General features: G+C 66.6%; 19 protein-coding genes and 2 pseudogenes. 5 read left to right on the forward strand and 16 right to left on the reverse strand.

The window, feature by feature from the left end; translation table 11 throughout:
* Positions 1 to 21: 21 nt before the first annotated feature.
* The 5 genes and pseudogenes from ACWHYQ_RS01025 to ACWHYQ_RS01045 form a co-directional block, all read right to left on the reverse strand.
* A pseudogene (locus tag ACWHYQ_RS01025) lies at positions 22 to 93 on the reverse strand (DUF7682 family zinc-binding protein); the annotation flags it as partial.
* Positions 94 to 508: 415 nt separating this feature from the next.
* Positions 509 to 868: a hypothetical protein gene (locus ACWHYQ_RS01030; protein ID WP_447973923.1), complete on the reverse strand. Its 360-nt coding sequence runs from the start codon at positions 866 to 868 to the stop codon at positions 509 to 511.
* Positions 869 to 1,042: 174 nt separating this feature from the next.
* On the reverse strand, positions 1,043 to 2,356 hold the full coding sequence (locus ACWHYQ_RS01035; protein ID WP_447973924.1) for a hypothetical protein: 1,314 nt from the start codon (positions 2,354 to 2,356) through the stop codon (positions 1,043 to 1,045).
* Between the two features lie 291 nt (positions 2,357 to 2,647).
* Complete coding sequence (locus ACWHYQ_RS01040) at positions 2,648 to 3,274, reverse strand: hypothetical protein (protein WP_447973925.1); 627 nt, start codon at positions 3,272 to 3,274, stop codon at positions 2,648 to 2,650.
* A gap of 38 nt (positions 3,275 to 3,312) precedes the next feature.
* The gene (locus ACWHYQ_RS01045; protein WP_447973926.1) at positions 3,313 to 3,780 is read right to left on the reverse strand and encodes a hypothetical protein; all 468 of its coding nucleotides are present in this window, start codon (positions 3,778 to 3,780) and stop codon (positions 3,313 to 3,315) included.
* Between the two features lie 1,259 nt (positions 3,781 to 5,039).
* Between ACWHYQ_RS01045 and ACWHYQ_RS01050 the strand changes: the two genes are divergently transcribed.
* The 3 genes from ACWHYQ_RS01050 to ACWHYQ_RS01060 all read left to right on the forward strand — a co-directional run bounded on the left by ACWHYQ_RS01050 (position 5,040) and on the right by ACWHYQ_RS01060 (position 7,000).
* A complete protein-coding gene (locus ACWHYQ_RS01050) occupies positions 5,040 to 6,167 on the forward strand; it encodes a ParM/StbA family protein (RefSeq protein ID WP_447973927.1) in 1,128 nt (375 codons plus the stop codon).
* A 174-nt stretch (positions 6,168 to 6,341) separates the two neighbouring features.
* Positions 6,342 to 6,746, forward strand: coding sequence for a hypothetical protein (locus ACWHYQ_RS01055; RefSeq protein WP_447973928.1), 405 nt, complete (start codon positions 6,342 to 6,344; stop codon positions 6,744 to 6,746).
* A gap of 59 nt (positions 6,747 to 6,805) precedes the next feature.
* Positions 6,806 to 7,000, forward strand: a complete 195-nt coding sequence (locus tag ACWHYQ_RS01060; protein ID WP_447973929.1) for a hypothetical protein — start codon at positions 6,806 to 6,808, stop codon at positions 6,998 to 7,000.
* Positions 7,001 to 7,053: 53 nt separating this feature from the next.
* On the opposite strand, the gene ACWHYQ_RS01065 is transcribed toward ACWHYQ_RS01060, so the two are convergent.
* From ACWHYQ_RS01065 to ACWHYQ_RS01090, 6 genes are all read right to left on the reverse strand, one after another.
* Positions 7,054 to 8,070 carry a sigma-54 interaction domain-containing protein gene (locus ACWHYQ_RS01065; protein WP_447973930.1) on the reverse strand — a complete coding sequence of 339 codons (1,017 nt, stop codon included), beginning with the start codon at positions 8,068 to 8,070 and terminating at the stop codon, positions 7,054 to 7,056.
* Positions 8,071 to 8,138: 68 nt separating this feature from the next.
* Complete coding sequence (locus ACWHYQ_RS01070; protein ID WP_447973931.1) at positions 8,139 to 8,276, reverse strand: response regulator; 138 nt, start codon at positions 8,274 to 8,276, stop codon at positions 8,139 to 8,141.
* A gap of 52 nt (positions 8,277 to 8,328) precedes the next feature.
* Positions 8,329 to 8,733 carry a hypothetical protein gene (locus ACWHYQ_RS01075; RefSeq protein WP_447973932.1) on the reverse strand — a complete coding sequence of 135 codons (405 nt, stop codon included), beginning with the start codon at positions 8,731 to 8,733 and terminating at the stop codon, positions 8,329 to 8,331.
* A 140-nt stretch (positions 8,734 to 8,873) separates the two neighbouring features.
* A complete protein-coding gene (gene recD2, locus ACWHYQ_RS01080) occupies positions 8,874 to 10,844 on the reverse strand; it encodes an SF1B family DNA helicase RecD2 (protein WP_447973933.1) in 1,971 nt (656 codons plus the stop codon).
* Positions 10,831 to 11,109: a hypothetical protein gene (locus tag ACWHYQ_RS01085; RefSeq protein ID WP_447973934.1), complete on the reverse strand. Its 279-nt coding sequence runs from the start codon at positions 11,107 to 11,109 to the stop codon at positions 10,831 to 10,833. Before ACWHYQ_RS01085 ends, recD2 begins: the two co-directional genes overlap by 14 nt.
* Before the next feature lie 33 nt (positions 11,110 to 11,142).
* The gene (locus ACWHYQ_RS01090; protein WP_447973935.1) at positions 11,143 to 11,688 is read right to left on the reverse strand and encodes an ATP-binding domain-containing protein; all 546 of its coding nucleotides are present in this window, start codon (positions 11,686 to 11,688) and stop codon (positions 11,143 to 11,145) included.
* 15 nt (positions 11,689 to 11,703) lie between these two features.
* Here ACWHYQ_RS01090 and ACWHYQ_RS01095 point away from each other — a divergent pair, with 15 nt between their 5' ends.
* Positions 11,704 to 12,270, forward strand: a complete 567-nt coding sequence (locus tag ACWHYQ_RS01095; RefSeq protein WP_447972731.1) for an IS607 family transposase — start codon at positions 11,704 to 11,706, stop codon at positions 12,268 to 12,270.
* Positions 12,271 to 13,830 (forward strand): IS200/IS605 family accessory protein TnpB-related protein, encoded by a 1,560-nt coding sequence (locus ACWHYQ_RS01100; RefSeq protein WP_447972730.1) that lies wholly within the window; start codon positions 12,271 to 12,273, stop codon positions 13,828 to 13,830.
* 182 nt (positions 13,831 to 14,012) lie between these two features.
* On the opposite strand, the pseudogene ACWHYQ_RS01105 reads toward ACWHYQ_RS01100, so the two are convergent.
* The 5 genes and pseudogenes from ACWHYQ_RS01105 to ACWHYQ_RS01125 form a co-directional block, all read right to left on the reverse strand.
* Positions 14,013 to 15,227, reverse strand: a pseudogene (locus tag ACWHYQ_RS01105) (AAA family ATPase); the annotation flags it as partial.
* Positions 15,142 to 15,507, reverse strand: a complete 366-nt coding sequence (locus ACWHYQ_RS01110; protein ID WP_447973936.1) for a hypothetical protein — start codon at positions 15,505 to 15,507, stop codon at positions 15,142 to 15,144. The gene ACWHYQ_RS01110 and the pseudogene ACWHYQ_RS01105, both read right to left, overlap by 86 nt.
* Complete coding sequence (locus tag ACWHYQ_RS01115; RefSeq protein WP_447973937.1) at positions 15,476 to 16,870, reverse strand: ParB N-terminal domain-containing protein; 1,395 nt, start codon at positions 16,868 to 16,870, stop codon at positions 15,476 to 15,478. The genes ACWHYQ_RS01110 and ACWHYQ_RS01115 overlap by 32 nt, the downstream gene beginning before the upstream one ends.
* A 195-nt stretch (positions 16,871 to 17,065) precedes the next feature.
* Entirely contained in the window at positions 17,066 to 18,046 is a 981-nt protein-coding gene (locus tag ACWHYQ_RS01120) for a hypothetical protein (RefSeq protein ID WP_447973938.1), read from the reverse strand.
* Positions 18,047 to 18,052: 6 nt separating this feature from the next.
* Positions 18,053 to 18,499, reverse strand: a complete 447-nt coding sequence (locus tag ACWHYQ_RS01125) for a hypothetical protein (protein ID WP_447973939.1) — start codon at positions 18,497 to 18,499, stop codon at positions 18,053 to 18,055.
* Between the last annotated feature and the right edge of the window lie 65 nt (positions 18,500 to 18,564).

Here is an 18,564-nt window from a genome sequence, read left to right on the forward strand (position 1 = left end):
AGCGGCCTGCTGGGCCTGGCGGTCAGCACAGCGATGACACCAGCGCCCTTTGCCACGGTGTCCGCACGCAAACCGTTTCTTTCGACTTGCCATCGCTCCTGTTCGCTCCGTCCGATCTCACGGCTTGCGCCGACGATGCGCCCCCGTGCCCCGTCGAGGACCGCGATGCCGCGGCACAGAGACCCGACTTCCCGGGCCTCTTGCGGCTCGCTCGGCTCCGAGGTCTGCACGAGAAGAGACCCCGCCTCGTTCAGCTGCCCATCTCCGCCTCGGTGCCACGCCCGCCAGCGCCCGCCGTCCCGCCCGGTTGCTGCCCCAGTTCACCCGGCGCCGGAAGTCCCTCGCCCCAGGCGAACCTGACCGGCCCCGCCAGCCATGCCTTGCGCCGCCCCGTCCTGGTCCCTGGCCCCTTCCCAGTCCTTCTGCCAGAGCACCCGGTGTCGGTCCCCATGCCGCCGCGCTCGCGTCGCTGCGGCTCGATGGCCACCACCGCTCCATCTGTCCCCGATTAGCGGCCCGCCCCGTTGGCAGCACGCATCACGGCGAGGCCCGCCTCCACCAAACCCACCACCGCCATCCCCACCAGCGTCATCAGTTCGGCCGGTGACGCGACGGCTGGCTTCCTCTCCTCTGGCACCCACTCCTCCACTGGCGTCCGCAACTGCGATCGGATCTTCGCAAACCAGTCGGCTATGCGTTGACCGGGCTCGCGTCCCGGCTGCGCCTCCGCCGGTTGCGCCAGCGTGTCAGTCGGCTTCGGCACCCCCGACTGCGCCACGGTCGTCACCCGGCGTGTCGGCTTTCCCACCGGCGTTGTGTGTCGCTCTGCCCGCTTCCGCTCACTCGTCCGTTTCGGCTTCTTCGCCATCGCTCCTTCCCTCCTTTTCCGCCGCAGTGGCGTTCCACGGCCCGATCGGCAACCGGTTCAATGGATCAGTCGGCTCGCCGCCTGATCGCCTCACTTGCGCCCACGGCGCGCAGCCGGTCGACCTTCCTGTTCGCCGTCTCCTTCTCTTCCTTCCGACATCCGGAATCCGGCCGTTCAGCGGGTTGGCCGCGACAAGACTGGCCCGGTCCGTTGCGGAGGCACTGGCCCGGCTGGCTGCGACTGGACCGGCGCCTGCTCCAGCACCCGCTGCACCCGCCCAATCAGCGCCTCCAGCGCCCCTTCCCGCGCCAGCCCCGGTACCTCCCAACTCACACTGTCCAGCACCTCGCCCGTCTCGACCAGCAGCACATCCACGCCCATTTGCCAAAGCCCTGACTCCCCGTCTCCTCGCTGCGAGCCGGGTCCGCTTCCTCGTTGCGGGCGAGGTCCACGCTCGGGCTGCGGACTGGGCTCGTACCCTCGCTGCGCCGTTGGCCGCACCAGGACCGTCGCGCCCCATTCCCGGCCCACGGCCACCTGCCGGTCGTCTGCGACCGCGCCTGCATACTGCCGCACCCGCTCCCGCTCGATGGCCTCTCGCATGGCCGGCGTCAAGGACACCACCCGCCCCTGCCGTGATGTCACGACCTCCACGAGCGCCTGCTGCAGTCGCCGTTCCCAGCGCACCTGCTCTGGCTCCGGCAGCCCCTGCCAGGGCATGAGGCCGACGACGAGATTCCGGGGCCATCGGTCGGCCACGATCACCGGCTGCCGCATCAGCCGTTCCCACGCCTCCGCCGACACCCGCTCCCGGCGATCCGCAATCTGCACCCCCAGCCGCCAGACTCCTACCTGCACCTCCGTCGCCTCCCCGGCTTGCCCGGCCCCCGACCGAGCCGGCAGCGGGACCGACCCGGCCGGCAGCGGGAGCCGATCCAACCGCAAACTCTTCCGCCCGTCCGCCTCCACCACATACCGCATCCAGTCGCCCCCTCGCACCCGGAGCCCCACCTCCGCCTCCGTCACCGGTTTCCACCCTCGCTCCTGGCGATTCGGTTCGACCACCTCCTCCGCCCCTCGGACGAGATGACCCGAGGGCACAATGCCGCCCAGCATATACAAACAGTCTTTGCTAAATTTCGCCCAGAGCTCCAAGCTCTTGGCATCCCAAAACCACAGGGCCGGCGTGACGATCAACCCAGCCGGACAGATGAGCGCCGCCAGCAGATGCGATCGGACTGGCGCTACCTCCGCCGCCTCGCCAACCCAGTGCTGGCGCCGGCGTCGTCCCACGGTCCGCTCGATCGGCTCCTGGACCGCCACCGTCCACCCGAGTCCGTCCGCATGTGCAATCACGGTCACCACTGGCTGCCCTACCACCTGCTCCGCGAGGACTGTCTCCTCCGTCACCGTCTCGCCTGTCGGCACTTTGGACAGGACGATCGGACAGCCTGTCAGCAAGCCGATGAGCCCTATGCTGCATCCCATCAGCCCGATTCGTCGTCCCCATCGTTCCAGGGGACTCTGAGTCCTTCTTCTACCGGCGGCCAGCCCGCTCCCCGCGCTGGTGGCCGGGCCACCCCCCGCGTCGGTGGCCGGGCCACCACCCGCGCTGGTGGCTGGCCCGTCCCCCTTTGCAGGGGTTGGAACAGGACGGAACAGGCTGATCGGGGACTCCCCGGGCGCCGCTATCGTTCCCCGCCACGGGGCTCCCATCCGCTGTTGTCCACGCCACCCCCACGCCAGCCCCATCGCGTCTTCACCCGGTCTCGCTGCTCGTCAGTGGCCAGCCTCTCCACTGCGGGCTGCATCGACCCCCGCACGACCGGTCGCCCCCGCCCGCTTCTCCTCTTCCCGTCCGAGCCGATCAAACGCCTTCTCGGCGTTCTTGCGGACAAACTCCCGCATCTGGCTATTGAGCTCCTTGGCCTGCAGCAACGCCTCTTGCATCTCCTGGAGAGAAATCTTCGCCAACACATAATAGGTCCCGGTCTTCTCGTCCTTCCAGCGATCCACTGACCGCACTCCCGAAAGCGTCCCAGCGGCGAAGGTCTTGACCGCCCGCTCGATGTGCTGCTCCTCGGTGGATTGAGCCAGGTCGCCGGCCGTTGTCGAGGCCGCATAATCCCGCATCAGATAGGCCATGTACGTCTCGATCGCTCTCTGAATGTCGGCGCGGGCGCGGGTCTCTGCAGCCTCCCAGGCTAACGGCTCATTTCTCACCCCCGTGACAATCCCAACGCCATACAACACTTTGGCGTCCTTGCCGTTGTAGATGCCAGCCCCTTTCGTGACCCACGCCGGCGGCCCGCCACAGCCTGCCAACACGATGACCCCAAGCAGCAGCCCCATGTTTCCCAGCCGATTCCATGTCCTGTGATTCCCGGGTCCGGTCTGTCTGCTCATCGTCGTTCCCTCCTTGCTCCTGCTTCCGATTCCCACCTTCACGCCCGCTTCGCGGTCTGCTCCGTGGCCTCCCGCAGACACGCTTCGATCTGCGCCCGCGGTCCCCACGCCAACGGTTCCACCAGGCCCCACGGCAGATCGGGGTCCGTCCACCCATGATGGCGGGTTTCTCGCGCCAGCAGCGCCTCCAGCTCCCGCAGGTGTCCCACCGTCAGCCACTTCCAGGCTGACGGCGTCAGCGCTCCCACCCCGGTCTCGGTCATCCACTCGATCGGCACCAGTGGTCGTCCCCACACCAGCCAGTCGTCCGTATCCATGCGCTGCCAGACCTCTTCCCAGGAGACCCCCATCGCCCGCATCAGTGCCTCACAGGCTTCCCACTGCCGCCGCGTCGCCTCCCGCTTGGCTGCCGGCCAGCATGCGGTCAGCCGCCACACCAGCCCCCGGCGATCCGCCAGCCACCCCGGCTCGTCCTGCTTGTCCCTCTGCCTGTCCGATCGGCTCATCGCTGCTCCCTCCCGTTTTGCTGCTGACGTTGCGGCTCCCCCTGATCGAGATTCTCCGGTCGGCTCACCAGGACCTGGTCCGTTCTGGTGCATTCCGTGCTCCGTCAGGATGCCCCATCTGAGGTTCCTCCCATCCGAGTGTTCTGCTCCAGGTTCCCCCACCCGGGTCAGTCCTGACCCCATCCGGGTCTCCGTCCCACTGGCCTCCTGTGATCCAGGATCGGCGCGTCTGGTGTCATTCGTGACGCCTCGCCCCCGACCGATTGCATCACCCTCGCGTTCCCCCGACTGACTTCCCCGTCCGGGTTTCCCCAGCCGACTGACTCTCCCCGGATGACCCCACCTGGATGACTCCATCCGGGGGACTCCCCCAGCCGTGTTCTGCTCCCGGTTCTGCGTTCCGTTCTGATGTTCATCGTTCCTGGTCTGGTATCTATACGAAGTATAGATACTATGTTGTCACAACCACTTGTCACGCGAACACAGTTCGTGTTGAGCCCGCTTTTCTAGCCTAACCCCTGGAATTTCCGTCTCTTTTCGCCGTTCACCTCGTGAAAATTGTGTCACGAGCGTGTCACAACGCACATAGGCTCGTTTTCAGCAGATCCGAGGGGGTCCCAGGGGTCGGTGGCGGTGGGGGAATGCTCGCCAGAATATGACAGACAGGGAGCCTGATCGAATCAATCGGAAAGAAGAGCAGGGATGGATCAGTGGTTCTCGCTCCGCTTGCCGGCGCATGACGACGATGCGGACTTGATCCGGGCCTGGCTCCAGACCCTGCCGCCGCGCCGCCGCGGCCCGCAGCTGCGGCGACTGGTTGCGACGGCGTTGCGGTACACCGGCCTGAGCCGACAGATGCCTCAGCGCCCCCGGCCCTCAGCCGGACCGGGGGTGAGCCGGTTCAGCGCTCTGCCCGGCTCGCGAGATCCGGGGTTAGCCACGACGGGGCCGGCGGAGCCCCGCCGCGCCCGTCCGGCCCGGCTCAGCCCAGGAGCCCCGGGCCCGCCGCCAGCCCAGGCGGCCTCCCCTTCACTCCGCCCCGCCCCAGTCCCGCTGGCGGGGTCGCTCGACACGGCTGACCCCACGACGCGGGTGTTGGAGCACTTACTGACCCAGGGGTTGCTCGTGACGTTTGCCGCCGCTCCCGCCGCCGAGGAGCCGGCCAGCGGTTCCGCTTCGTCTCGATCCACCCCACGCCGACATCGGAACGGATGAGGACACACGGGACACGACCCGGAACGCTCGAAAGGAGGAGAAGCATGTCGGATACTCACTCGTCACCACCTGCTGCGTTGGATTCCCCCACCGGCCGCCGCCCGCGCCGAGCTCATGGAGGAGGACCCGGCTCGACCGGCGGCGGCAGAACCGCCCCCAGCCTCGCGGTCGGGCTGGACGTGGGCTATGCGTATCTCAAAGTGCTCACGAGTCGAGGCGAGCGCTGGCTCTTGCCGACCGCCGTGGCGCCGGTGGATTTAGACGATGCCCTGTGGACCGGACCGTCCGCAGTACCCGCCCCGGCGGGAGACCCTCCGGCTTCGTTCCCCACCCGCGTGCGTCTCCCGGATGGGGCGGCCTATGTGTTGGGGGACGCGGCCATCTGGTCCGGCCGTCGCCTGCTCGATCATCTCCGCTGGGACCAGTGGTGGCAGTCGATTCCCTATCAGGCGCTGCTGCGGGCCGTGGCGGCCGTCCTGCCGCCGCGGGCCGTGGTCGTCACGGGGTTACCGCTCCATCTGGCGCTGGCCGACTCGGCGCGCGCCGCCGTCGCGGCCTGTCTCACCAGCCTCCTCCGGGCTCAGACCGTCTCGTTTGTTCCACAAGGCATTGCCGCCGCCCTCGCGTTAGAGGCGCTCCAGAGCCAGGAGCAAGTGGCCGTGCTCGACATCGGCGGACGCACCACCGAGTTCGTCACCATCGTGCATGGGCAGATTCAGGTCTCCCGCTCCACCGGCATGCGGCTGGGCGTCGGCCCCATCTACGAAGCGGTCGCGGCGCAGTATCGGGCCTGCGGCGAGGGGGAGCTGGATGCCTATGTGGTCGAGCAAGCCGCGCGAGGGGACTGCCCGCTGCATCGGGTCCTGCCGGGGCTGACCCAGACGGCGTTGCTGGAACACCTCCGGGTAGCGGCGAAGGCGACCATCGGAACCATTCTGGCCAAGTGTCGCGAGTTGTGGGGCGACGGCCGGCGCCTCGATCGGGTCATCCTCTGTGGGGGTGGGGCCGCCTTGCTGGCCCCCTGGCTCACCGAGTGGCGGGCCGATCTGCAGGTGGCGCCGGATGCCCTGTGGTTGAACGCGCAGGGGTATCTCAGGGTCGCCCAGACTCTACTTGCGGCCGCGACGCCGCCGGCCTCGGCGGCGAGCCCGGCCCCGGAACGATCGGTCTGATGCGATGCGATCTCCACGCCGCACACACCATCTGACGCTGCGGCTTGATGCCCCGACGGTCCGTGCGTTACGCCGCCGCGCCCAGCAGGAGGGGCGGCCGCTTGCCGCGGTGGTCCGGGAGACCCTCGGGCGCGGCCTCCGGCCGCCAGCCGCGCCGCCAGGCGACGGGACCGCGTGCTCCCCGGTCGGCCGGGCCGACCTCCACGCCGTCGGCCGCGCCGACCCCGCGCGGTCGGCCGCGCCGACCTCCGCACCTGGTCGGCCCTGGAGGCGGCGCTGGTCCGGCTCTGGCGGCATCACCCGCCGGATGCGGCGACCCGACAGCGCTGGCTGCGCCGCTTCGCGGGCCTGTCCGTCTCCCAGCAGACGCGAGTGGAGGCTTGGGTGGAGGCTCGCCTGACGGCGTCCGCGTCACGGCCCCGGTCCGCCCGGCGGCTCGCGATCGACGCGCTGAGTGTCTTCGGCCTCCCGCAGGTCATCCTGCCGGCATTGATCCGGCTGGTCCAGCGCGTGCGCCATCGGCTCGTGATGCGGCGGGTGCGCGCGCACGCTGGCGACCGACCACGAGGTGAGCGATGAAACCCTGCCTACTGCTGCGTTCGCCGAGCCGGTCCCGGTGGCGACGGCGGAAACGGTCTATGTGGCAAATGATCCGGGAGGAGTGGCGGTTCTGGCTCACCCTGACTGGGGACTGTCTCGGGCTTGCCCTCGCCCTCCAGGTCGTGCTCGATGGGTTCCCCGAACGGGTGCGGTTGGCGAGCCGGCTCCTCCAGGCACCCCGGCACACCTGGACTGAACGCGATTGGCAAACATTGCGTCGGCTCCTCGGCTGAACCGGTCCGACCGGTGATGAGGGACTCGGCCCGGCCGGCTTCAAGGGAGCCGCTCAGCCGGCGGCGTGCGGGGCCGGCCCCCGATCGTCATACAGGGCCAACCACTGCGCCCGCTGCACCGCCTGCCGATACCCGTACCAGAATCCCACCACCGGCACCGTCACCATCACGAGCCAGTTCAGACAGGGCTCAGCGGCGGGCCGCGGCGCCGCCGAGCCGGTGAAGATCTGTTCCGGGAGGTCCGTGACGGCGATGCGCCCGGACTGCTTCAGGATAACGAGGCGCTCCACCAGGTGTTCCAGCTCGCGGATATTGCCCGGCCACGAATACCGGGACAGGGCGTCCAGGGCGGCGGGTTCGATCCCCTGGATCGCCGTCCCTTTGGTCTCGTTGAAATGCCGAATGAAGTGCTTGACCAGCAGCGGGATGTCGCTTCGCCGCGCCCGGAGCGGCGGGAGCGTGATCGGGATGACGTGCAGCCGATAGAAGAGATCCGGCCGGAACCGTCCCGCCGCGACCGCGTGCGCTAGATCCTGGTTGGTCGCGGCGATGAGGCGAACATCCACCCGGATCGTCTTGGTGCCTCCCACCCGCTCAAACGCCTGCTCCTGGAGGACGCGCAGGAGCGTGACCTGGCACGGGAGACTCAGCTCGCCTACCTCGTCCAGGAACAGCGTCCCGCCGTGGGCTTGCTCGAAGCGTCCCATCCGGGTTGTCGTCGCCCCCGTAAACGCGCCTTTTTCGTGGCCGAACAGTTCGGCCTCCAGGAGCGTCTCAGGAATGGCGCCGCAGTTGAGTGCTACCCATGGACCTGTTCGCCGGCGGCTCAGGGCGTGCAGGCGGCGCGCCACCCGCTCCTTGCCGGTTCCGGTCTCGCCTTGGAGCAGCACCGTGCTGTCGCGGTCGGCGACCCGCTCAACCAGGTCGAGCACTTGGCGCCACGCCGCGCTGGCGCCGACAAGGAGACCGTCACTGTCCTGCTCCTGCCCCGTCTGCTTCAACAGCAAGTTCTTCCGCTTCAGCTCCTGAAATTCCAGTGCCTTCTTGAGGACTAGTCCCGCGGTTTCCATTTGAATGGCTTGGTAAGAAACTCGACGGCCCCGGTCTACATTGTGCGCACAGCGCACTTGATTGTGCCCTAGCCAGTCATCACGATGCCGGCAATCTGCGCGTTGATCTCGTGCACGCGTGCCAAGAGCTCGATGCCATCCATGCTCGGCAACACGAGGTCGGTCAGCAGAACCTGCACAGGCATCCGCTGGACCACGTGGAGCACCGTTGGGTCGTCCGTGTCACAAGGAGTGTGGCCGACCACGCGGGGGCCGGGCTCAGGGACCAGCCGGGGCGGGGGCAGGGACGCCAATGAGCGTCACGGCCACCCCCGGCGGGTCTCCCACGATAAAGCGATCACTCCACCCCTGAATCGCCGCCCACCCGTCCCCCGGCAAGATGCCCGCGGCGACCAAGGCATCCAGCACCAACTTCCGCCCGCCCGCTGCGATGTTGTCGGGGTCTCGGCGGCGGGTGGGCTCGCGCCAGACAAACTGCACAAACGCTCGGGGTACCGGTCGAAGGCGGGCGCAGTGAATCCAGTGCACCAATTCCTGCTCCCAGCGGCGTTTGAGCACCGCGTAGGCGTTCCACTGCCGCCCTCCCCTGCCCCACGGCCGCCCGCTGTCTCCATGCCCGACACGGCGGTCCGAGCCTACTCCCCGGCGTTTGGCCGCCGCCACCAACTCATTGAGGCCCGGCAGTGGGCCGGGCAGCCAGACCACTTGGAGCGAGGGCGTCGGCGCGGACGGGAGCGATTCGGATATTCGCTGAGCATCTTCTGGATGTCGCTGTCCATCCTGGACTCTTGCGATGTGGCTGGTTAGCATGTTCCGCTGGGCGTCGCTGTTCGTCGGAAGAGCCCGCTATAGCGGTGCTGTTCGTGGTCGTTGCGCGTCGCGAGCGCATAGGCGCGCGGCTCGCCGATCAAGATGGCGCGCTGCCGGGCGCGAGTCAGCGCGGTGTACAGCAGCTCGCGCCGCAGCATGATCATGTGCTGCCTGAGGAGCACGATAAGCACGATCGGCCATTCGGACCCCTGGGCTTTGTGAATGGTCGTCGCCCAGGCCGGGACGAGCTCATCGAGCGCGGGGATGGGGTATGCGACCTCTCGATCGTCATAGCGGACCACCAGCTCGTCAGCATCCGTGCGGCCGCACACGGTGCCCACTTCGCCATTCATGACATCCAATTGATAGTTGTTGCGGATCTGCATCACCCGATCGCCGGCGGCCCAGCCGCGCCACGTCCACGGGGGGGTTGGGTTGAGGGCCGCCCGTAGGGCGTCGTTCAGGGCCTGGACGCCGCCAGGACCCTTGCGCATCGGGGTCAGGACCTGCACCTCGCCCTGGGTGGCCCAGGTGGCGGCCAGCCGGGCCACGGTGGCTGCGCACGTCTCCGGTGTGGCCGGGACGAATTCACAATCCGGCCAGCGCCACGTCTCCGGCGCAGGCCAGTGGCCGCGCTGCACCTGGTGAGCGACCTGGACGATTCCGGACTGCGCGGCTTGCCGCTGAATCTCCGTGAGGATGGTAGCGGGGATGGCGGCGGCCTCCAGGCAATCGCGCAGCACGCGCCCAGGCCCCACGGACGGGAGCTGATGATGGTCCCCAACGAGGAGCAGCCGCGTCCGGTGCGGCTGGATCGCTTCCAGCAATTTGGCCGTCAGCTCGATATCCAGCATCGAGCTTTCATCGACAATCACCAGATCCGCCTCAAGAGGGCGGTCGGCCCGGCGCTGCCACCCGAGGTCCGGGTGATATTCCAGGAGGCGATGCACGGTTTTCGCGGGGGCGTGCGTCACGTCGGCGAGGCGCTTGGCGGCTTTGCCGGTCGGCGCGGCGAGGAGCACGTGCTCGCCGCGGGCCCGGGCGGCCTCGACGATCGCCTGAACGGTGGTGGTTTTGCCGGTTCCCGGCAAGCCGGTCAGCAAGCTGACGGGGGCCGTCAAGGCCTGCCGCGCCGCCGTGGCTTGGGCGGCGGTCAAGTGGGGAGCGAGTGAGCCAGACCAGGGCGACCGCAGCGGCTGCGCGAGCAGCGCGGCGATCTGCCGTTCGACCTGACGTTCCGCGGCGTCGATCGCCGGGAGATAGATCTGGGTATCCCGCGCGACCCAGCGCCCGCGAGCGAGCGCGGCGTCCAACGCCAGAGTCGGAGCGTCGGCGGCCACGGCGGCGAGCTGGGCCGCTTGCTGGACCAGGATGGTGCGGGGCAGGAAGCAATGCCCTTGCCGGGTGGCGGCCGTGAGCGTCGCAGCCAGCGCCGCTTCCATCCGGACCGGATGCGTGTCCCGGATGCCCATCACAGCGGCCACGCGATCCGCGCGCTCGAACCCAATGCCCCAGAGGTCCATGAGCGCATACGGGTCCTGCGCCAGTCGGGTGATCGCCTGCGGGCCCCAGCGGCCCAACGCGCGCTCGACGGCACCGAGCGTCAGCCCAAACCCCAGGAGGAGAATACGGGCCAGGGCGGTCTCGCGTAACCGCTGCCAAGCAGCAGCAATCACGGGCCAGGTGCGGGATCCAATGCCCGTCACCGCGGTCAGCGCCTCAGGGTGGTGATCCAGAATCTCCAAGGTCTGTCGGCCATACTGGGTCACGATCCGCTCGGCCAAGGTGGGACCTAGGCCGCGGATCAGTCCCGAGCCCAGATAGCGCCGCAGCCCATCCAGAAACTGCGTCTCGTCCGTCAGGTGCGTCCACGCCTCGGCCGGCGTGAGTGTGTCCAGTGGCATGGCCAGTTGCAGGGCCATGCGCGCGTCCCCGCCGGCGCGGGCCTTGTCAGGACTGGCCATGTCCATTGGAGCTCCCGGCGCCGTTGCCCTGTCCATTGACAGGGTAGGCATAGCGACGGAGTAGATGGCGGAGCGTGGCGATCCGCTCCACTTCTTGCGGGTCTGGCTGATGCACCCAGAGCGCCGTGAGCGGGGTCCACCCGCACACCGGGCAGTAGCGCTCGGACCCCAGCCACTGGTCGTATCGTTCGAACAACCAGCGGTGGTAACATTTGGGGCATGGTTCGACCCGCGGCGTTCGCCGCTGACCCGTTCGGAGCATCATCGTCTTCATATTCCTGATATTCTGGCTGAGCGTTCATGAAGGCGGCAGGGGGGTGGGCTGCGGGTTGCTGAGACGGGGGGTGATCCGGCGACTGGCGTCGGGGGTGGCTCGATCGCGTCCCGTCTGTGGCCCCCACACAAGCTGATATGTGCAGACGGTGGCACGGGTACAGCCCACGCGGTGTAGCTTGGGCGTCAGCTCTGTGTGGCGACGCCCGGCTGGCCACACCAGGATCACCGTGTCCCATTGAGAGCCCTGCGCCCGATGGATTGTGAGACAGTAGGCCAGGTCGAGCGCCGTCAGCGGCAGGGCGACCAGGGGGCCGTGGTCGAGGCGGACCGTGCCCAGGGTGGGGTCTGGTGACCCGATGAGTACCCCGGTATGGCCGTTCGCCACGAAGGTGGCCGCGTCGACGTGGAGATTCTGTTGGACGATGACGCGGTCGCCGAGCCGCAGACGCCCATCGCCGACTGGCGTCCCCAACGGATTGAGCCGCTGCTGGCACCAGGCATTCAGCGCGGTGACTCCGAGCGGGGTTGCAACAGTTCTCGTGTTGTCTAGAATACTATAGAAATACATGCTGCTCTATGAAGCATGAAATTAAGCGATTGGGCGAAGAAACAAGGCGTCAGCTACCGCACGGTCTGGAACTGGTTTCGGCTCGGCAAGCTGCCTATCCCCGCCAGACAGTTGCCGAGTGGGACGATCATCGTTCAGGAGGCATCAGAAGATAACGGCATCGCCGTGATCTATGCCCGTGTTTCCAGCAGTGATCAGCGCCCCCATCTGGATGGACAAGTGGCCCGTTGCCTGGAATACGCGAATGCCCGAGGGCTGTCGGTAAGCCGGACGGTCACTGAAATCGGCTCCGGTCTGAACGGCCATCGAAAGAAGCTGATGCACCTTCTGGCCGATCCCAGGGTCAAAACCATCATTGTGGAACACCGGGACCGGTTGATGCGCTTTGGAGCGGAGTACGTGGAAGCGGCCCTGACTGCCCGCGGGGCACGCGTGTTGGTGGTAGACGAGTCTGAGCTTCAGGACGACCTGGTGCAGGACATGATCGCGGTGCTGACTTCGTTCTGCGCCCGTCTGTATGGACGCCGCTCGGCCAAGAATCGGGCCAAGAACCTGATCGCGGCCTGCAGGGAGGGCGGATAGGTGGCAGCTCAACGCACGTATCAAACCCGCCTGGTCATCCCGCCGAAGGCGGACAGCCTGCTCGGGGCCTATGCCGAACTGTATGGCCACGTGCAGCGCACGCTGTTTGCCGCTATGGCACGGGGCGAGAGCCCGGAGTCCTTGAAGCCCGCCTATCTCCAGCGTTTTGGCCTGACCGCCCGGCAGTTCAATGCGATCTGCCATACGCTGAAGGGCATGGTGTCCTCGATCAAGGAACGCCGCAAGGGACTGATCCAGGAAGCCCGGACACGCATCAACACGGCCGAAAAGCGGCTGGCTGCGCTGGACAGACGCCACCGCGAAGAGACCGATGCTACGCAGCGCGCGTGCCTGGCCAAACGGATCCATCAGAAGAAGCGCCGCCTGGCCATCCTCCGGCACCGCTTGGCTCGCCTGGAGGACGATCACGCCCATGACCGGGTCCGGATCTGTTTTGGCAGCCGGCCGCTGTTCCGGGCCCAGTTCCATCTGAAGGAGCATGGCTACGCGTCTCTGGATGAATGGCGCACCGCGTGGCGACGTGCCCGTGCGAGCCAGTTCTTCGTCCTGGGATCGAAGGACGAGACCGCCGGGTGCCAGGGGTGTGTGGCGGAATACCTGGGCCATGGCCGTTTTGCCTTCCGGCTGCGTCTGCCGGACGCTGTCATCGCGGCCAACGGGGGAGAGAAATTCCTGCGCGTTGAGGCGACGCTGCCGTATGGGACTGAGCATGTGGTGGCGGCGCTCGCCCGGCAACAGGCGATCAGCTACCGCTTTGTTCGTGATGCCAAAGGCTGGCGTGTATTCATCTCCACCGGAGTCCTGCCCGTCAGGCTCCAAAGCGATCGGCGGCTCGGTGTGATCGGGCTTGACCTCAACAACGACCATCTGGCTGTAACCGAAACCGACCGGCATGGGAATCCGTGCGCCACGGCGAAGATCCCGCTGGTCACGTACGGGTGCAGCCGAGAACAGGCCCAAGCGCGCATCGGCGAAGCCGTCAAGCAGGTGATGGCATTCGCCCGGGGAACACACAAGCCCCTGGCCTTCGAGCGGCTGGCGTTCGCCCGGAAGAAGGCGCAGCTCGAGGGCAACGGTGTCCGCTATCGCCGGATGCTCTCGGCGCTGTCCTACGCCCGCATCCTCGCCATCCTCAAGGCCCGTGCTCATGATGCGGGTCTGGAGGTGCTGGAGGTCAATCCCGCCTACACCTCGGTCATCGGTCGGCACAAATTCGCCCGCCGTTATGGGCTTTCGACTCACCAGGCCGCAGCGTTGTGCCTCGCGCGGCGGGCTCTGAAGTATTCCGAGCGGCCAAACCGCCGCATGAGCGACCAGGTCGCCTTCTCCCTACCCGTGAGGAATCGGGACAAGCACGTCTGGTCGTTCTGGCGGCAGGTCGCCAGGAAGGAAGCGGCGCTGGCAGCGCCTCGCTGGTCGGGCATGGCTCGATCCTGTCGGTCACCTGCCGGACGGTCCGGCAAGGCGCCGGCAGCGATCCTACCGGCGAGTGCAGGTGGAATTCCTGCACGCGAATCGTCATCAGCGCCGTTCGGGTGACGTGCTGTGGAATGGTTTTCCATGGTTTTAGGAACGGTGTGCCAGGTGGGGGCGAGCACTTGCAGGGTGCCGGCCCCCCAATGCGTCGCCAGCAGGGCGTCCAGGTGGCGGAAGACCGCCGCCGGTGTCGGACACGACTGGGTGTGGACGATTGGAGCGCCGGCGGGGGTGGTGTGCCACCGATACGACGTCGTCAGGGTCCGGGTGGGCAGTCGAGCTAAGAGAGTCTCGAAGACCCGTTCGCCACTCACCGGCGGCAGCTGGGCCGGGGCGCCGACGAACAAGAGCCGGCCTGAGACGGCCCGGAGAAGTGCCGCGGCCATATCCCACGTCAGCATCGAGGCTTCATCTACGATGACGAGGTCGGCGTCGAGCCGGTGGACGCCCCAGCCCCAGGGGCCGGCTCGCAACAGGCGATGGACAGTACGGGCGGTTGGCGCCAGGGCGGCCGCGGCCTTCCCCGTCGTCGCGCAGAGGATCACCCGCTCGCCGCGCGCGGTGGCTTCCGCGGCCAGTTGGCGGATCTGGGTGGTTTTGCCCGTGCCCGGTCCCCCGGTGAGACACGCGTACCGGGCAGTCCGCCACAGCGTGTCAGCGGACAGGGGGTCGGCGGGTGGATCGGCCGTTGGGGTCAGCGGCGTCAGCCCTGGTAATGTGAGCTGATTCCCGGTCGCGAGCCGGGTGAGTACGTCGTCCCGCAACTGCGTCAGGGCGGTCGGCCACCAGGTGTCAGTAGGCGCATCGTAGTCGGCGAGGCCCGCCAGGGTCTCCGGGGAGAGCGGCGGGGCCGTCGGATCCTGCAAGACGGTGCGCAGGGCGCGGAGCAGGCGCGTCGCAGGGATCGGATGGACCCCCTGACGGGCCACCGTCTCTCGCAGCACGACCGCGGCAGCGGCTCGGAGTCGTGCCGTCGTCCAGCGGGGTGGCCAGGTGTGAGGAGACCCGCCCCAACAGATGGTGGCGAGGCGCTCGACCACCGCAAAGGGGAGGGTAGCGGCGCCTCGGACAGGGGCACGGAGCAGCAAGGCATAGGGACTTTCCCGCCAGAGCCAAGCCAGGAAGGTTGGTCCGGCGCGCCAGAGCTGACGGGCTAGCGCCGTATAGCCGGCTTCCACCAGGAGGCGGAAGGCTGGTTCCCACCGCGCGAGCTGGGTGGCGGTCGGTCGGGGACCCCGGGCGACGCGCCGCCAGACGGTTGCGCTGGCCAGCGGAGGGAGGATGGTCAGGGTCTCCGCCGGTTGGGGGGTCTGCGGTGGGGTCCCCCGAGGCCGCCGGGGGACCTGGACCAAGACCGGCCGTCCGCGTAACGCGTCAGGTAATGGCGCGGGCCACCAGGCGATCCGAGTCCGGGAGAGCCACAGCCGCGTCCCCGTGGGCGTGCGTTCGAGGCGCAGCACGAGGCCGCGCCAGGTGCTCCGGGGGCCGGGCGAGGCGCCGCCAGACGCACTCGGGCGCCAGACCCAGCACCTCGCAACACCAGCGGAAGGACCAGGGGGTGTCTTCATCGGCATCGGCGAAGAGCCACGCGGCTGCGGCGGCCCGTCGCTGGGCCGCCTGCGCGCCTCTCCCTCCTAAATAATCCTGCACGGCTCGCCAGATCACCGCGAGCACGAGCCGCTGGGCTTCCTGATCGGGGTCCGGGGCATTATCGGTGCTCAGCATCCAGTGTGGCTTCATCGCGCTCCTCGGTCTGCGTGGGTGCAGTCGACTGGTCTCCGTTGGAGGTTTGCAACAGCTCAATGCCTCGTGGCCGGAGGATGGGCCGGCCCCCGTTGCGCTGGCGATGTTTGCCGGCAATCCCGAGCCGCACATGCCGCGCCCGCTTCTGGCGCTCCCGCTGGCCGGTATAGGGGGAGTCAATATTCCAATCCTCCGGGGGCGGGGGCAGGTCTTCGTTCGAACCGTGGCACATCAGGGCGATCTCCACTTCTTCGACTTCGTCTTTCACGGCTTGCAGCTGCTTGGTCAGCTCGGGGATGACTTTCTCGGCCTCGGTCCAGAGCGAGACGCTGTAGCTGATGGCGCACGCGATACTGTGGAGCAGGTAGGCGGCCTGGGTTAGCATCTGGGCCACTTGGTCTGGCTGGGCGATGGCTTGGCGCAATTCGTCCAGTTTTTCCTGGAGTTCGCGGTGGGTATCTTCCCAGACCTTCTCGTGGAACTGGATGCCTTCGAGCTGGCCGCGCAGACTTTGGATCTCGTGATCCTTAGCCTCGCAGTCTGCCTTTGCCGCTTGGAGGGCCTGGGAGATTTCGCGCAGGCGGGTCTGGAGCTCTGCCTGCTCCTTTTCGTAGTGGGCCACGATGGACGGAGAGGGGGGAGCGGACGAGGGGGTGGACCCTGGCGATGCGCTCAGCCGGTCGCGCAGCGCGAGCTGCAGGTGTTCGAGGTGTTCCTCGAGCGCCTTCTTTTCGTCCAGGAGCTTGCGCATGGCCCGCTCGGCTTTGGCCAGCCGCTGTTCCCGGTCCTTCAGCTCAGCTTGGAGGGCGGAGTCTGAGGAGCCGGCCGCTGGGGCTGAGGTTGTCGGTGATTTGGCTTGTTTGTCAAGGAGTTGTGACACTCGCTGTTGCAACGTCGGAGATTGCTCGATCTGGAGCACCAGGTGCTCCACGTCGATGTCTTTGTCGGTAGCAGGGTCTGGAGTGGGAGAGACGGGGTGGTGTTGCGCCAACATCTGTTGTTCGATTTCCTGTAGCCGGGCCCGCTCGGCCTCGGATAGATTGCGGCTGTATTTGTCCAGGAACAAGACCTTGATTTGTTGAATGGGGTCTTGGACCAGATAGCACGGAATGCTATCCAGGTGCAGTTCCTGGGCGATCCGGTACCGGTGATGGCCGTTCAGGATGATGTAGTGTCCTGGCTCTGAGTTCGGAGCCACATAGAGGGGGGCCCGGATACCGATTTCGTGGATGCTGGCTTTCAGGCGTTCATAGGCATCCGGTGAGAGTGCGGGGAAAATCGCCGCATAGTCCGGATTGATGGACAGGTGTTGGATGGGGACCAATACTAAGGGAAAGGGGTCGTAAGCGGGATGCGTCATGGGACACCTCCTTGTGGTTGCCGCCGCCAGCGGCTTATTGTCTTACTGTTAGTGATATTCTGTTCAGCCTCCTTGCGGAAAGGAAGTGGAAGGATTCTGACGGTCACTTTTGGACATACGGCTGGTGGTATGTCCAATTCTGACGGTCACTTTTGGACATATGGCTGGTGGTATGTCCAATTCTGACGGTCACTTTTAAATGTCAGACTGTCCCTTTCTGATCTCGGCCAGATATCGTTCCAAGGTTTTCGGACTGATGGTATAGCCATGTTCCTTTAAGGTGTTCAGTAATTGAGCCTGAGAGAGCATGGGGTTGTCTGTGATGATCTTGCGTAGCACTAGGATCGCCTGCTGTTTGCGTTGCTGGCGCGGGGCCGATTGACCGGCCAACTTGGTCAACCGCCACCGCTGTTTGTATGAGAGATGGTTCGAGCGCGGGGCAAGACGTGCGGCTCGATCCTGCTGAATGAGTCGAGCCGCTTTCCGCCATTGCGGCGTCAGAGCATGGATGTTGATCACTACAGTCCATATTCCGTTGCGATACGGTTGCGCTATTCCTAAAGCCCGACAGGGATCCGCCAGCATGGTTCGGGCAATCTGAATATCGTAGCCAAATACTCCAGGCACCAACATCGTAGACAAGTTGTGAGGGACTTGGGCGCACAGACGCGGATCATGCTGTTCGATCGCCACCTGGGTACACCAGATTTCGCGGACCAGCAGATACTCTTTGGCTGCCTGGATGGACTGAATGCCCATGGATGTCAACATGTTCCATTGCTGGTACCGCGCCAAATCCAGAATCATGTTCAGCGCGCGATCTCTCCATTGTGTCGGCTCGGCACTCTTGCGTATACGGGAGTACCAGCGATACGCCATCTGCATGGTGCGATGACACCAATCGTTGACGCAGACTGTTCGCCAGACATGTTCCGGCACTCCTACTGGTTGCGGCACCTGCCGCACCAGATCATCCATACCGTTCCGGATTACTGACCGAAAGTGCGTCCAGAGGTACATCATCCAGATGCGCCACCGGCGAATCTGGGTCCAGGCTGTTGCTGGGTCAATCGGCACCGGTAGATTTGCCTGATATGCAGGGTCTTCCGGCTTGACCCAGCTCTCTGGCGTGTCCTCGAGCTCGACCAGCTCTGGAGTGTTCTGCCCGATCTGCATCGTCTGCTAGTCCAGAGACGGTTCCTGAACCTTCTCCTGCGTGTCGTCCAGATTCACCACGCGAGGCCGTAGCTGATACTCGGCTCGCGAGGAAGCCTGTCGCCAGGCTGCCCGCACCTGCGGATGGCGGCGGGCCTGGTGGTACGAGAGGACCTGTCCGTCCACGTCGACGACCGTGTCCTGGATCCCGCTGGCGCGATGCAGGTGTCGGCGCAGGATTGTCTCCAGGATGCTGGGAAATTGCGTGGTTCGGCCGTGGCGGGCGCGCCACACATGGATCGCCTCGATGATCGCGAGATCGATCTCTTGCTCCAGGTCCTCTCGTTCCACGGTGGCATCCCACCGCGACCCCTGCGCATCATGTGGGTGCAGATAGGGTTGCAGCACCTTGAGAATAAGTGGCTGATAGGTGCGCCGAATTTCCTGGACGTAGCGTGCGGAGATTGTGCGCATTCCATCCCTCCTCTTTCCTGGACGAGTGTTCATCGGGAAAACGTTGGCGATCGTCGGGCCTCCGG

The organism is Nitrospira sp. Kam-Ns4a (genome assembly GCF_965152595.1).

Excerpts from the sequence above, each read along its gene's own strand:
- ACWHYQ_RS01045 (WP_447973926.1), bottom strand. The coding sequence starts at position 3,780 with ATGAGCCGATCGGACAGGCAGAGGGACAAGCAGGACGAGCCGGGGTGG.
- recD2 (WP_447973933.1), bottom strand. The coding sequence starts at position 10,844 with ATGGCCAGTCCTGACAAGGCCCGCGCCGGCGGGGACGCGCGCATGGCC.
- ACWHYQ_RS01085 (WP_447973934.1), bottom strand. The coding sequence starts at position 11,109 with ATGATGCTCCGAACGGGTCAGCGGCGAACGCCGCGGGTCGAACCATGC.
- ACWHYQ_RS01115 (WP_447973937.1), bottom strand. The coding sequence starts at position 16,870 with ATGACGCATCCCGCTTACGACCCCTTTCCCTTAGTATTGGTCCCCATC.
- ACWHYQ_RS01060 (WP_447973929.1), top strand. The coding sequence starts at position 6,806 with ATGTGGCAAATGATCCGGGAGGAGTGGCGGTTCTGGCTCACCCTGACT.
- ACWHYQ_RS01110 (WP_447973936.1), bottom strand. The coding sequence starts at position 15,507 with ATGAAGCCACACTGGATGCTGAGCACCGATAATGCCCCGGACCCCGAT.
- ACWHYQ_RS01035 (WP_447973924.1), bottom strand. The coding sequence starts at position 2,356 with ATGGGATGCAGCATAGGGCTCATCGGCTTGCTGACAGGCTGTCCGATC.
- ACWHYQ_RS01065 (WP_447973930.1), bottom strand. The coding sequence starts at position 8,070 with ATGGAAACCGCGGGACTAGTCCTCAAGAAGGCACTGGAATTTCAGGAG.
- ACWHYQ_RS01120 (WP_447973938.1), bottom strand. The coding sequence starts at position 18,046 with ATGCAGATCGGGCAGAACACTCCAGAGCTGGTCGAGCTCGAGGACACG.
- ACWHYQ_RS01030 (WP_447973923.1), bottom strand. The coding sequence starts at position 868 with ATGGCGAAGAAGCCGAAACGGACGAGTGAGCGGAAGCGGGCAGAGCGA.
- ACWHYQ_RS01125 (WP_447973939.1), bottom strand. The coding sequence starts at position 18,499 with ATGCGCACAATCTCCGCACGCTACGTCCAGGAAATTCGGCGCACCTAT.
- ACWHYQ_RS01090 (WP_447973935.1), bottom strand. The coding sequence starts at position 11,688 with ATGTATTTCTATAGTATTCTAGACAACACGAGAACTGTTGCAACCCCG.
- ACWHYQ_RS01040 (WP_447973925.1), bottom strand. The coding sequence starts at position 3,274 with ATGAGCAGACAGACCGGACCCGGGAATCACAGGACATGGAATCGGCTG.
- ACWHYQ_RS01050 (WP_447973927.1), top strand. The coding sequence starts at position 5,040 with ATGTCGGATACTCACTCGTCACCACCTGCTGCGTTGGATTCCCCCACC.
- ACWHYQ_RS01095 (WP_447972731.1), top strand. The coding sequence starts at position 11,704 with ATGAAATTAAGCGATTGGGCGAAGAAACAAGGCGTCAGCTACCGCACG.